The organism is Mucilaginibacter calamicampi (genome assembly GCF_042676765.1).
GTDB lineage: Bacteria > Bacteroidota > Bacteroidia > Sphingobacteriales > Sphingobacteriaceae > Mucilaginibacter > Mucilaginibacter calamicampi.
This window is the reverse complement of record NZ_JBHTHU010000020.1, coordinates 41,087-54,562: the sequence shown is the minus strand read 5'-3', so window position 1 is coordinate 54,562 and position 13,476 is coordinate 41,087. Positions and strand designations below refer to the sequence as shown.

The window sequence follows — 13,476 nt, the reverse complement described above, 5'->3', positions numbered from 1 at the left end:
CACAAAATAATATTAAAAACGTTAAAACCGTTTTCTGCATTTTACCAGTCAAGCATTTCAAGAATGCGGTTAAGATCTTCTTCTGACAAGAACGGTATTTCTATACTTCCATTGCCCTGCGAATTTATTTTTAACCTTACTTTAGAGCTAAATTTTGATGCAAGGTCGTCCTGTATCTTTTGTACCTGAAATGACATCGGCTCGGGCTGCTTGCCTTCCTTCTTCACTTTTGATCTTTGCAGATCGCGTACAATTTCTTCTACCTTTCTAACAGATAAGCCCTGTTGTAGTATTTGTTTAAATATATAAAGTTGCTGTGCCGGGTCGTCAATAGTTATCAAAGCGCGGGCATGGCCCATGCTTATGCCACCATCGCGTATAGCAGCCTGAATAGCCGGCGGCAGTTTTAACAAACGCAGGTAGTTATTTACGGTTGATCTGTTTTTGCTAACGCGATCGCCGAGTTCTTCCTGTTTAAGACTGCACTCATCTAACATGCGCTGAAAGCTTAACGCAACCTCAATAGCGTTTAGGTTTTCGCGTTGAATATTTTCTATCAGTGCCATCTCCAGCATTTGCTGGTCGTTGGCGGTACGTACGTAGGCAGGTATACTTTTAAGCCCGGCAATTTTTGATGCCCGCAACCTGCGCTCGCCTGATATTAGCTGGTAGCTGTGCGCGTTAACACGCCTAACGGTTATGGGCTGTATAAGTCCCTGCAGTTTTATTGAGTCTGCCAGTTCGCCTAAGGCTATCTCATCAAAATCGGTACGTGGCTGAAACGGGTTAACCTCAATTTCATCCAGCTTTATCTCATTTACTGACCCCGGGCTGCTTACTTCCGGCTCCGCGTTAGTAGGGTTATTATTTCTTTTATAAGGCAGCACATCTTCGCTATCATTTAACAACGCGCTTAAGCCTTTACCTAATGCTCTTCTTTTTTCTGCACTCATTGTTATACGGTTTCGGTTGTGTGCTGTACTGCATCTTTTACAAGGCCGTTTTTGCGCAATATTTCGCGGGCCAGGTTAAGGTAGTTAATAGCTCCTTTTGAGTTTGCATCGTGCATAATAACCGACAGGCCAAAGCTTGGTGCTTCGCTTAAGCGGGTGTTGCGTTGTATTATAGTTTCAAACACCATGTCTTCAAAATGCGAGCGCACCTCTTCAACCACTTGGTTGGATAGGCGCAGCCTTACATCATACATGGTTAATAGTATGCCTTCAATTTCTAAAGCGGTGTTTAAGCGGTTTTGTACAATTTTTACGGTGTTTAATAATTTACCCAAACCTTCTAACGCAAAATACTCGCATTGTACCGGGATAATAACAGAATCTGCGGCTGTTAACGCGTTAACCGTAATAAGGCCTAATGATGGCGAACAATCAATAATTATAAAATCATAATCATCCCTTATCTGTGCAAAAACCTCACGCATTTTAAACTCGCGGTTTTCCAGGTTTATCATTTCAATTTCGGCACCAACCAGATCTATGTGCGCGGGCAACAGATCAAGGTTGGGTGTTTCGGTTTTAATGATGGCCTTACGCGCCTCAACCTGATTGATTATGCACTCGTAAATGCTGTTTTTTACATTGCGCGGGTCAAACCCTATTCCTGATGTTGAGTTGGCCTGCGGATCAGCATCAACCAGCAATGTTTTATACTCTAATACAGCCAGGCTTGCCGCCAGATTAATAGATGATGTGGTTTTACCCACCCCGCCTTTCTGGTTGGCTAAAGCAATAATTTTACTCATTACAGATGTTCAAATTTGTGTAAACTGTGGTTATAACAACGAAAAGTAGCAATATAAATTTCTACCTTCGGAAAAACTTTTTTTAAGCAGGCGCTAAGATACGGATTTATACCAACGCAAAATCCACAGGTTTTGGCAATTTACAAACATATTTGAATGTAATGAGTGAATGACTGAATGAGTGAATGAGTGATTTTTTCTTTTGGTTTTAGTACAGATGTTTAGGAGGCTGTAACCATGAAATCGCTAACCCGCCAATTCACTCATCCACTAACTCACTCATTCACTCATTAAAAAGACGTTCACTCATTAAAACAATGATCACCATCATATCATCCACTAACCGCCCGGGCAGCTCAACACAAAAGCTGGCTTTATACTATCAAAGGCAATTGCTTGAAAAAGGCGTGGAGGCGGATATACTTTCAATGACTGAACTGCCGGGAAACCTGATTGAAACCGTTATGTACGGTAAAGCAAACCCTGCATTTGAACAGATACAAGAGCGGGTTGCTGCTACCCAAAAATTCATTTTTATAATACCTGAGTATAATGGCAGCTTCCCCGGTATACTTAAGTTTTTTATTGATGTTTGCGCGTTCCCGCAGAGTTTTTATGAGAAAAAAGCGGCGCTGGTGGGCCTGTCATCAGGCAAGTATGGTAATATACGTGGCATTGACCATTTTACCGGTGTTTGCCATTATATGCATTTAAACGTTATGCCGTTAAAACTGCATATCCCCAATATAAGACCCGAGTTTAACGAAAACGGCGATCTGTTTAAAGAAGATACATTGAAGTTTACTAATGAGCAGATAGACAAGTTTATTAGATTTTAAGGCTGCTCCATTTACTTAAAACTTAGTTATTATTTTATATTTGCGTCACCCTAATCGCAATTATGAAGTACTTTTTCTCTTTATTCCTTATCACCGCAATTTGTTTTAATCTGCGGGCGCAAACCAATTTTAAACCCGGATATGTTGTTACACTTAATGGCGATACCACCAAAGGTTTTATAGATTACAAACAGTGGGGACACCGTAATCCTACTCATGTTACTTTTAAAGCCCCGGGCGGTGATGAAAAAAGTTATGGGGTTAATGATATTAACGCATTTGGTATTGACAGTTACGAAAATTACCGGGCTTTAACTGTATCGTTAAGTCAGAATACGCTCGCTGTAAGCGATCTGACTAATAATATTGATTCATCTGTAATTATACAAAAGGTGTTTTTAAGAACGATAGTTACCGGAGAAAAGGTAAGCTTATTTGTTTATGAAGACTTCTTTAAAAACCGTTGTTACATAGCCGAAGGAACTGCTGCTCCGGTAGAACTTTTGCGATATAAATATATGGGCCCTACAGGTAATAGCAAAATTATTGAGGTAGAAACCTTCAGGCAGCAATTACAGCGGCTGGCAGCCATTTATCAAACAGGTAACGCTAATTTAAGCAGACAAATACAGGAGGTTTTTTACGGTGAGCAGGATTTTAAAACTATCATTGCAAAAATTAATGGCACCGCGGCTGTCAAGTATATTGAACCTAAACGGTCGTCTATTCGCTATTTTGCGGGCTTAGGCTTAAGTGCCAATGAAGTACATTTTGTAGGATCTTTGTACCAACCCATGGGTAAGCAGTGGTCTTATTCGCCTCAGCTAAATTTGGGAATGGACATTTTATCTAATAAGCAGGTACCCAAATTATTTTTAAGGCTGGAGCTGAACGCCTGGACATCGCGCGCCAAGTATATCTTCTACTCTTTTGTTGCCCCCACTAACTACGAACAGGAATTTTCATATTCAGCATTTAATTTAAATTTAACGCCTCTATTGGTGTACAATGTGTATAGAGGTGAGAAGCTCAAGTTCTTTTTAGCTGCAGGTCCAAGCTGGTTTTATTCCTTTTACTCAAACAAGGTTAGTGTACTCAGAGGTATTGAAAACAACAAAATTACCAGTACTTCGCAAGGACCAATCGGTGTGGGACTAAAAAATGGTGGAATGCCAATTGCGACCAGAATAGGTGTAACCACCGTTAAATTTCAATTTTTCGGAGGCTATTCTTTACCAGGTAGACTACTTGGCCCGGCAAAATACAGTTTACAATCAACCACTTACAGCCTGGGTGTAAATTATTTTTTTAGCAATAAATAATAAAAGTGTTTTTTATGAATCCATGTACACAAGTTAAATCTCTGCTAACACTTTTATTGTTTACGTTCGTTTCGGCACAACTATTTGCGCAAAGTAATTTTAAGCCCGGCTATATTGTAACATTAAATGGCGATACCGCAAAAGGTTTTGTTGACTACCGGGAATGGAACCAAAACCCACGCGAGATATCGTTTAAAACAACAGAACAGCCTGTAGCGCGGCAATATTCAACAGCTAAACTAACAGCTTTTGGTGTTGATCTGATTGATCATTATAAAAGATACGTTGGCCCCATTACCCAGGGAGCCGTAGATTTGGCCAACCTTAGCAATGGCGTTAATACAACAAAGATTACGGATACCATTTTTTTAAGAACAATAATAGCCGGATCAAAAGTAACGCTGTATGGTTACAATGATGTTATTAAGAATCGTTTTTTTATTGCTGAAGCAAACGCCAATCCAACCGAATTGGAGTGGTATGTGTACCGCGATAATTCAAATAGCAGCAGCATAGTAGAAAGAAAAGTTTATCAGGAACAATTGAAAATTATTGCTGATAAATATCAACCTGGTAATGCAACGCTGGCCAATAGAATTCAGCGGGCGAGCTACCAAACAAACGAAATGCAGAAAATCATCGCTGCCATTAACGGTTTAAATGAGGTGCCCAAAATAGCGATAGCAAAACGCGAAGAGATAAAATTTTTTGTTGGTGCTGCCGCCAATTTTAACCAGACAACTTTTAGCAGCACTAGTAGAAACTCAAACGCCGATATGTTTTCTGCAGGCGTGAAAACACAATCAGTCGGGCCATCTTTTACAGGTGGGCTGGATTATTATTTCAACCGAAATTCGGGGAAATTAATTTTCCGGTTTGAATTGGCTGTTGGCATTAATAAAATAACCGGTTTTAATGAGCACCCTTTTGTTGATGCCATACGGGTTTTTAACGTTAAGGAAACATTTAATGCAAACCAATTAAATATATCTTTAAACCCACAGGTTATTTATAACTTAGTTAATAATAATAAGCTTAAGTTTTATTTAGCCGGTGGTGCGCAATTCAACAAACTATCTTACAGCAATAGTTATTATTATTTAGATTTTTACGAAAACAATGCTTTGAACAAAAGAAATGAAGTGCAATTACAATTCAGGGGGCTATATTTAACCCCTACGTTTAAAGCGGGGCTTGTGTTGCCAAATATTGCAGAGATATATGTGGGTTATAATGCACCTGCAGAAATTTTAAATAATACATCCCTTTCAGCAAGTTTGTCAACATTTAAATTAGGTTTAAACTATCACTTTGGTACAAAATAAAGTTTAAAATGATAGCAATGCTATAAAGTTAACCTTATGAGATATTTATACGCGCTATTCTTCATCACTACAATTTGTTTTAGTGTACAGGCGCAGCGTAACTTTAAGCCGGGCTATATTGTATCTTTAAGCGGCGATACCACGAAGGGCCTTGTTGATTATCGTAAGTGGAACCAAAATCCACAGGAAATAGCCTTTGAACTGGCAGGTATTACCAAGCAATATTCCTATCTTAATATAAAAGGCTTTGGTATTGATCAATTGGAATATTACCAACTATACAATGGCCCTATAAGCAAAGCGGCAGTAAATCTGGGAGCCCTTAGTAGCGGCATAGATTCATCATTTACCACCGAAACGGTATTTTTAAAGCGCATTTTCAAAGGCAAAAATATTGCGCTGTATTCTTATACAGATAAAATAAAAACCAGGTTTTTTATCTCAGAAAAAAATGGCCTTCCGGTTGAATTAAAAAGATATGTTTATTTGGACAAAAAGCGGTCTGGCAAAGTTACAGAAGACAATGTATTTAGGCAGCAACTGCTTGAGTTGGCAGTAAAATACCAGCCAGACAACAGTAAACTTGCGGATCTGATACAAAAAGTGATATACCGTGCTCCGGAAGTTGAAAGTGTGGTATGGGCAATAGATGGCGCAAGTGGTCAACACAAAAAACCAACCAGTTCTCGTGGCGGAGTAACACTGTTTGCCGGGCTAAGTGCAAACTATTTTAAAACAACAGGGGTGGGCGGTGATGATTTTTTAGCTGACAGCGGACCTTCCCAATCAATACTTCCGGGCGTGAATTTGGGAATGGATATGTATTTTAATAAAAGTGAAGGTAAATTGATATACAGAACTGAAGTTAGTTTATCTGCTAACAATGTTCATTTAGCAAATGCAACCAGCCCGGTAGCTAACAATACAGGCTATGTAAAAGAGTATAACCTATCATTTAACCAGTTTACAGTAACTTTAACGCCACAGTTAGTTTATAATGTTTTTAATAAAACTAACATTAAAGCGTACCTGTCTGGTGGGGTTCAAATTAACTTAACCAGTTATAACAATTTCGATAGCCATTTGAAAGAATCCCTGAACAATTCAATAATTAATGATAATCACCGCACCGACCCCAATTTAACTACAATATATCCCGGCGCCATATTTAAAGCCGGTTGTGTGTTAAACAATGTGGTTGAGCTATATGCGGGCTATAGTACGCGCGCCTATTTAAGCAATTACAACGAGAATGGTCAATCTTTCAATATAGATTCCTATCGTGTTGGAGTTAACTACAGATTTGGTAAATAATAATAACTAAAAATACTTACATAAATAATCAACCTGGCCTACCCTAACATCATGAAGTACTTATTCTTTTTTTTGCTGCTTGCGGCAATTACTCCCTTTCAATCAAATGCGCAACGTAATTTTAAACCAGGCTATATTGTAACCTTAGAAGGTGATACTACTAAAGGCTTTATTGACTATAAAGAGTGGAATCAAAATCCACGGGATATAACCTTTAAAACAACAGAACAGGCTGCATCACAACAATATTCGCCAAATAAGATAAAAGCCTTTGGTGTTTACCAATTAGATAGCTACCAACGATACAATGGCCCGATAACCAAAGGCGCTGTTGATCTGGCCGACCTGAGTAGCGGCATAGATTCATCGTACGTTACAGACACCGTTTTTTTGCGTGTAGTTAGTGGTGGTAAAAACGTAACGCTCTACAGCTATCGCGATAAAATAAAAACCCGGTTTTTTATTGCTGATGGTAAGTTACCACCGGCAGAATTAAGGCGATACGTTTACCTTGACAACACACAAGCTAACAAGATACGCGAGTTTAATTTTTATACGCAGCAGTTATTGGCCCTTGCTATAAAATATGCACCCAATAATGCAGTGCTTACAGCAAGTATTAATTCGGCATCATACAGGGCTCAGTATCTTGAAGCTGTTATTTTACAACTAAACGGTAATACTAATAATTATAAGTTTAAAAATGAGGACGGGGGCGGCAACTCGCAGTTTTTTATTGGAATTGGTGCAAGCCTTGCAAATGCTTCTTTTTTTGGTGTTGAAAAGACTAATTACTTAGAAAATATATTTACCGCAAAAACCCGTCTTCAATCAGTAGTGCCGATAATAGCAGGCGGAATGGACTTCTATATTAACAAAAATGTTAAAAAGCTATTTTTTAGAGCGGAACTTAATTTAACAATGTATAAGGGGCACGCTACCTACAAAAGCTCGTATATGGATTATATAAATAAAGTAGACAGAGAAGAAGAGTTAACGTTCAATCAAACGGCTGTTGCCTTTAACCCTCAGTTTGTGTATAACCTATATAATGCAAATAGTTTTAAATTCTTCGTTGCCGGTGGTTTACAGCTTACTTTCTCGTTATTTAACAACACGCATTATTATGGACAAAACTTTTTGAATGGAAAACCAGAAAGCAAAACGGACTACCCGGTTTTTTATAGAACAATGACAACAAATGTAACCGCTAAAACCGGTGTAACACTTGCAAACAAGTTTGACATTTATTTAGGATACTGCGCTCCGGTTACAATAACCGATTATCCAAACTACGGTATTGACATGTCTGTTTATCGGTTGGGAATAAATTACCTTATCAGCAAAAAATAAGCGCTTTAATAAATATGCAACTACAATTTAAAACTATAATGAAACATTTGTATATCCTTTTATTGCTTTGTGTTTTAACTCCATTTTACGCAAATGCCCAGCGCAACTTTAAACCCGGCTATATAATTGCTTTAAAAGGCGATACCACTAAAGGTTTTGTTGATTATAAAGAATGGGATGAAAACCCCCGCAGTATAACCTTTAGCACCAACGGACAAGCAGGTAATGCAAGCATTCATACGGTAGCAGATATAAAAGCTTTTGGTATTAACAACCAGGAAATTTATACGGCTTACCGTGTATCAATTAGTAAAAACAATGTGGCAACCGGTACCCTGGATTCATTTAAGGATACGGCTTCTGTAACGGACCGTGTTTTTTTAAGAACAGTTGCAGCAGGTAAAAATGTAACGCTCTTTCAGTATACCGATAATTTAAAACAGCACTTTTATGTTTCCGAAGGCAGCGGCGAACCGGCAGAGTTAAAGTATTACAGATATTTAGACGTAAAACGCGCTAACCAAGTAGTCACTACCAACACCTTTGGGCAGCAATTACAAAGATTAGTAGCTATCTACCAGCCCGGTAACCGGGCGCTGGTTGAGCAGGTGCAACGCGCAGAATACGAAATGGACGACCTTGCAAAAATTGCGTTTGCCATTAACGGGCTTGAACAAACGCAAAAAGACATGGCCGCAAAACGCGGGGCCACCGTTTTTTTTGCAGGCATAGCCGCCAACGCAACGCACATTGGCTACAGAATAGCCGGTGTAAAATCTAATACATCTGTACTCCCTCAATTAAACGCAGGCTTTAATTATTTTTTCAATAAGAATGTTCGCAAATTGCTGTTCCGCACCGAGTTGAATTTAACGGGGAATAAGGCAGACGCCACCCAACAAACCGTCTTATCCGGCAGCAATATATATACAGAGCGGCTAACCTTTAATCAGTTTACAGTAAGCCTGGTACCACAAATTATTTATAACGTTTACAATACTGATGCGGTGAAAGGGTTTTTGGGACTGGGTATGGCCGCCAACTACAGTGTCTACTCAAACGTAAAATATTATGTGGGCAATACAGAATACGGTATGGCGTCGCCTTCCAGCACCTATATTTCAACAATAGGCAAGGCGGGTGTGAGCTTTAAAACCTTTGAAATTTATGCCGCCTATACCCAACCACTGTCTGATTTTGTGGGCGTAGATGTCATTAGGCGCTCTTATCAACTTGGTTTTAATTATTTTCTTAAATAATCAAAACAATTGGTAGGTGCTTAGCAGCCTGGTGTTGGTTATTATCTTACTAAAACAAATGTTGCTTTATACAGGTTTTGCTATAAACATAGCTCACCATGAAAAGCAACATACTTATATTATGCGCGGTTTTTGCAGCATCGGCAGCAAGCTGCCAAAGTAAAAAACCCGATGCTAACAAAGCCTTAACCGTTACCACGCGCAGCGGACAAAAGGTAAATTTGCCTGCGCCCTATCAAACTAAATCAACTACCTTATATAGTAAAGTTGTAGGCTGGGCCAAAAACCAAACACCTGTAGCACCGGCCGGGTTTAAGGTTGAAAGATTTGCAGGGGCCTTAAACAATCCGCGTAATATTTACGTAGCGCCAAACGGCGATGTGTTGGTCGCCGAAGCTAATACAGAAGTTAGCGGGATTAAGAAGGTGGGTGCCGCGCTTAATGGCGCTGCCGGATCGCAAAAATTATCAGAAAGCGGTAATAAAGTAATACTATTCAGGGATGTGAACGGCGACGGCAATGCCGATACCAGAACAGTATTTTTAACCGGCCTTAATCAGCCTTTTGGTATGCTGATTTTAAAAGATTGGTTTTATGTTGCAAATACCGATGGCTTATGGCGCTACCCTTACAAAACCGGCGATACCAAAATTACCGCCCCCGGCAAAATGATAACACAATTACCTGCCGGTGGGTATAACAACCACTGGACGCGAAACCTTTTAGCTAATGCTGATGGATCAAAAATTTATATCTCGGTTGGATCAGGCAGTAATATAGCAGAGCATGGTTTGGCTAACGAGGTTAACCGCGCCGCTATATTAGAGATAAATCCGGATGGTACGGGCAAGCATGTTTATGCAGGTGGTTTACGTAATCCTGTTGGGATTGCCCTTCAGCCGGGTACGGCCACGCTTTGGGCTGCGGTAAATGAGCGCGACAAACTAGGGGATGAGCTGGTGCCCGATTATTTGACCAGCGTTAAACCTGGTGGCTTTTATGGATGGCCGCTTGCCTACTTTGGCCCTAATGCAGATCCATCTTATAAAGGACCGGTTGATAAAGCGTTGATTGCCCGCACCATTGTGCCCGATGTTGCGCTGGGTGCCCATACCGCTTCGTTGGGGTTGGCGTTTTACAACGGCAAAAAGTTTCCCGCCAGGTATAACGGCGGCGCGTTTATAGGTCAGCACGGTTCATGGAACCGCTCGCAATTATCAGGCTATAAGGTGGTATTTGTACCGTTTACCAATGGCAAACCAGGTATACCCGAAGATTTCCTTACCGGCTTCATAGTCAAGTCTGGCCAAAAGGAAGTACACGGTCGCCCGGTAGGTGTAGCAGTGGCTAAAGATGGTACGCTGCTGGTTGCCGACGACGTAGGTAACTGCTTATGGCGCGTACTTCCTGATTAATTAGTGTCTTTACACTGTTAAATTATAATGTATCTAACATCTTACATCAATTTTAGGTTCTATTGGTCGCAAAAAGGCATATTTTTGCGCACCCAATAGAATCTATTATAGTGAGAAAACTTTACATTTTTATGCTTTCAGGGTTTGCTTTTGGCATCACTACCGCCAAAGCTCAAACCAATGCCGATATTGCCAAATCTGACACAATAAAAGAGTTAACCATCAGGGGTTATCTGTCAGAACGGCCCATGTTAACCACACCGGCTTCTGTTGGTGTTATTACGCCATCTCAACTCCAGTTGCAGGCGCCTGCAACCTTGGTGCCTGCTATGAATACCGTACCGGGTGTACGTATGGAAGAACGCTCACCCGGCAGTTATCGTTTATCTGTACGTGGCAGCTTACTCCGCTCGCCTTTTGGTGTGCGCGATGTAAAGATCTATTATGATGAGATCCCGCTTACTGATGCAGGTGGCAACTCTTACTTAAACGCGCTCGACTTTAACGCGGTTCTGGGAGTTGAAATATTAAAAGGTCCTGATGGCAGCTTATTTGGCGCCAACTCTGGCGGTGTTGTTTTATTGAGCCCGGTAAACCGTAACGCGACGCAAAATTTTGTTAAGGCGGGTGTTAATTTTGGTTCGTATGGATTATTTCAGCAGAACTTTTCTACACAGCAAACCAAAGGCAGAAATCAATTTAATTTAAGCCAGGCTTACCAAACTTATGGTGGCTATCGAGATCATAGCTACATGCAACGCATATTTGTGCAAGCCAGCGACAAGATTGGCTATGGCCGCAACAACAGCCTTAAAATATTAGGCTTTTACTCAGACCTGGGTTATCAAACACCAGGTGGCTTAACAGCCGCGCAATTAGCAGCTAATCCGCGTGCTTCGCGGCCGGCCACGCCAACCCTGCCAAGCGCTATTACGCAGGATATTAAGGTAAGCACCAAAATGTTATTAGGTGGCGCTGTTAACGACGTGCAGATAACCAACAACCTGCGCAATGTGTTAGCGGTATACGGCAGCTATGTTAATTTTACCAATCCGTTTATTACCAATTGGGAGCAGCGTTACGAGGGTACTGTTGGAATGCGTTCTTACTTTGAGCTTAAGGGTGAGCAAAAACCGAACTTTGACTGGAAAGCTAACTTAGGTTTAGAGTGGCAAAAAACCAGTTCTGATATCAATAACTACGATAACAACAAAGCCGTAAGGGGCAATCCACAGGCTTTGGATAAAGTGAATACAGACCAGCACTTTTTCTTTGCGCGATACGAAGCAACTTTCTTTGGGAGATTGCATGCAGAGGCTGCCGCCAGTTTAAACTATTATAGCTATAACTTTAAAAACTTATTCCCGGCTAACCAAACCGCGTTTACTAAACGCACGTTTGACGAGCAGTTTATGCCGCGCGTAGCCTTATCGTACAACATTACGCATGATTTTGTTTGGCGCGCCTCTGTGAGCAAGGGGTATTCTACCCCAACTACTGCCGAGATCCGATCGACAGATAACGTGGTTAACACGGCCCTACAGCCGCAGCAAGGCTGGAACTACGAGTCGGGTTTCCGTTTCCGTACTAAAGATGAGAGTTTGCTGATAGATGCATCCATCTATTATTACCACCTTAAAAATGCTATAGTTATACGTAATAACCCAGGCGAAACCGCGACATTTTTAAACGCGGGCGAAACCAAGCAACTGGGTTTTGAGGCTTATGCTACCTGGTGGGCCATTAAACAGAATGACCATGATTTTATCCGTGGGTTGCAGTTAAACCTGTCGTACACCCGCAGTCGCTTTAAATTTGGCAACTACAATACCGGCGCGGCTAATTTTACCGGCAACTGGCTAACAGGCGTACCGCAGCATGTTTTGGTGCCAAGCGCTCAAATTAAGTTCCCGGCATCGTTATACGCGTTTATACAATATAACCGCACCAGCTACATACCTTTAAATGATGCCAATACCGTTTACTCTGCCCCATACGATTTGTTACAGGCAAGAGTAGGCTGGCAATACAAACTATCTGGAAAAGCCAGATTGGAAGTTTTTGCCGGAGCAGACAACCTTTTGAACAAAGCTTACGGATTGGGTAACGACATTAACCCGGTTGGTAACAGATATTTCAACCAATCGCCGCCGCGTAACTATTACGGCGGTATGAATGTGATATTTTAAACTAAACTCCGGTTGTCTTTTAGACGAACGGCGCAGGGTGGAGTGAGAGATCTTTTCGAATATTAAGCGGCATTGTCGCTTCGAAAAGATTTCTCAGTCGCCCTTTAGCACCATGCCATCCCGCTGCTCTATCAAAATGACAACAGGTTAGAAAAAATTTTACAATCCAAACTTTATCCAGCCTTGCCCTTCGTACCCGAAAATGAATTGTTTAGGGTAAATTATCTCGGCCAGTAGTTCGGTTTTGTCAACCTCGTTAAGCGATTCGCCGGTAAATACATCATTATCTAAAATATACAATCTGTTGTTTTTAACAGCTTTGATATTGCCGAAACCTGCTTCGTCCAACAAACCAGGTACAACACTCATAGCACTTATTGCTGATCCGCTTTCGGGCAAAATAATCACCACATCAGGGTTTTGTTCAATAAATGCATCATAGCCTTCCTGCCCGTCAGAAAAAAGCAATGCTTTTCCGCCTGCCAATCCAATCAGTTCGTTAACATAACCCTCTGCAGGTTTAAGGTTGCCCGCGGGAGTAATACAGGCTACCAGTGGTCTGTCTGTTACAAACTTTAATTTATGTTCAATCAGTTCTAATCGCTCGCGTTGGTATTCTGTCAGGTTAAGCATGTAGTATAAAACGGCTTTTACGTAGGCAAAGGTGCGGATAATTATAAAATTTATGCATTGATAATTTT

11 protein-coding genes are annotated in these 13,476 nt (G+C 40.8%); 8 read left to right on the top strand and 3 right to left on the bottom strand.

All coding sequences use genetic code 11. The features are described 5' to 3' along the window. Positions 1-41: 41 nt before the first annotated feature. Positions 42-953, bottom strand: a complete 912-nt coding sequence (locus ACFQZS_RS15065; RefSeq protein WP_377101683.1) for a ParB/RepB/Spo0J family partition protein — start codon at positions 951-953, stop codon at positions 42-44. 2 nt (positions 954-955) lie between these two features. Continuing rightward, a complete protein-coding gene (locus tag ACFQZS_RS15060; protein WP_377101681.1) occupies positions 956-1,759 on the bottom strand; it encodes a ParA family protein in 804 nt (267 codons plus the stop codon). A 317-nt stretch (positions 1,760-2,076) separates the two neighbouring features. Here ACFQZS_RS15060 and ACFQZS_RS15055 point away from each other — a divergent pair, with 317 nt between their 5' ends. The 8 genes from ACFQZS_RS15055 to ACFQZS_RS15020 all read left to right on the top strand — a co-directional run bounded on the left by ACFQZS_RS15055 (position 2,077) and on the right by ACFQZS_RS15020 (position 12,775). Beyond that, complete coding sequence (locus ACFQZS_RS15055) at positions 2,077-2,598, top strand: NADPH-dependent FMN reductase (protein ID WP_377101679.1); 522 nt, start codon at positions 2,077-2,079, stop codon at positions 2,596-2,598. 62 nt (positions 2,599-2,660) lie between these two features. Continuing rightward, complete coding sequence (locus ACFQZS_RS15050) at positions 2,661-3,920, top strand: hypothetical protein (RefSeq protein ID WP_377101677.1); 1,260 nt, start codon at positions 2,661-2,663, stop codon at positions 3,918-3,920. A 14-nt stretch (positions 3,921-3,934) separates the two neighbouring features. Further along, positions 3,935-5,245, top strand: coding sequence for a hypothetical protein (locus ACFQZS_RS15045; protein WP_377101676.1), 1,311 nt, complete (start codon positions 3,935-3,937; stop codon positions 5,243-5,245). Positions 5,246-5,281: 36 nt separating this feature from the next. After that, on the top strand, positions 5,282-6,559 hold the full coding sequence (locus ACFQZS_RS15040; RefSeq protein WP_377101674.1) for a hypothetical protein: 1,278 nt from the start codon (positions 5,282-5,284) through the stop codon (positions 6,557-6,559). A gap of 51 nt (positions 6,560-6,610) precedes the next feature. Further along, on the top strand, positions 6,611-7,912 hold the full coding sequence (locus ACFQZS_RS15035; protein WP_377101672.1) for a hypothetical protein: 1,302 nt from the start codon (positions 6,611-6,613) through the stop codon (positions 7,910-7,912). Positions 7,913-7,950: 38 nt separating this feature from the next. Beyond that, positions 7,951-9,171 (top strand): hypothetical protein, encoded by a 1,221-nt coding sequence (locus tag ACFQZS_RS15030; protein WP_377101670.1) that lies wholly within the window; start codon positions 7,951-7,953, stop codon positions 9,169-9,171. A 98-nt stretch (positions 9,172-9,269) separates the two neighbouring features. Continuing rightward, positions 9,270-10,586 (top strand): PQQ-dependent sugar dehydrogenase, encoded by a 1,317-nt coding sequence (locus ACFQZS_RS15025; RefSeq protein ID WP_377101667.1) that lies wholly within the window; start codon positions 9,270-9,272, stop codon positions 10,584-10,586. A 110-nt stretch (positions 10,587-10,696) separates the two neighbouring features. Continuing rightward, positions 10,697-12,775, top strand: coding sequence for a TonB-dependent receptor (locus ACFQZS_RS15020; RefSeq protein ID WP_377101664.1), 2,079 nt, complete (start codon positions 10,697-10,699; stop codon positions 12,773-12,775). A 159-nt stretch (positions 12,776-12,934) separates the two neighbouring features. On the opposite strand, the gene ACFQZS_RS15015 is transcribed toward ACFQZS_RS15020, so the two are convergent. Then, the gene (locus tag ACFQZS_RS15015; protein ID WP_377101663.1) at positions 12,935-13,408 is read right to left on the bottom strand and encodes an ABC transporter substrate-binding protein; all 474 of its coding nucleotides are present in this window, start codon (positions 13,406-13,408) and stop codon (positions 12,935-12,937) included. Positions 13,409-13,476: the final 68 nt, after the last annotated feature.

Coding starts and splice junctions, on each gene's coding strand:
- ACFQZS_RS15065 (WP_377101683.1), bottom strand. CDS start 953: ATGAGTGCAGAAAAAAGAAGAGCATTAGGTAAAGGCTTAAGCGCGTTG.
- ACFQZS_RS15060 (WP_377101681.1), bottom strand. CDS start 1,759: ATGAGTAAAATTATTGCTTTAGCCAACCAGAAAGGCGGGGTGGGTAAA.
- ACFQZS_RS15055 (WP_377101679.1), top strand. CDS start 2,077: ATGATCACCATCATATCATCCACTAACCGCCCGGGCAGCTCAACACAA.
- ACFQZS_RS15050 (WP_377101677.1), top strand. CDS start 2,661: ATGAAGTACTTTTTCTCTTTATTCCTTATCACCGCAATTTGTTTTAAT.
- ACFQZS_RS15045 (WP_377101676.1), top strand. CDS start 3,935: ATGAATCCATGTACACAAGTTAAATCTCTGCTAACACTTTTATTGTTT.
- ACFQZS_RS15040 (WP_377101674.1), top strand. CDS start 5,282: ATGAGATATTTATACGCGCTATTCTTCATCACTACAATTTGTTTTAGT.
- ACFQZS_RS15035 (WP_377101672.1), top strand. CDS start 6,611: ATGAAGTACTTATTCTTTTTTTTGCTGCTTGCGGCAATTACTCCCTTT.
- ACFQZS_RS15030 (WP_377101670.1), top strand. CDS start 7,951: ATGAAACATTTGTATATCCTTTTATTGCTTTGTGTTTTAACTCCATTT.
- ACFQZS_RS15025 (WP_377101667.1), top strand. CDS start 9,270: ATGAAAAGCAACATACTTATATTATGCGCGGTTTTTGCAGCATCGGCA.
- ACFQZS_RS15015 (WP_377101663.1), bottom strand. CDS start 13,408: ATGCTTAACCTGACAGAATACCAACGCGAGCGATTAGAACTGATTGAA.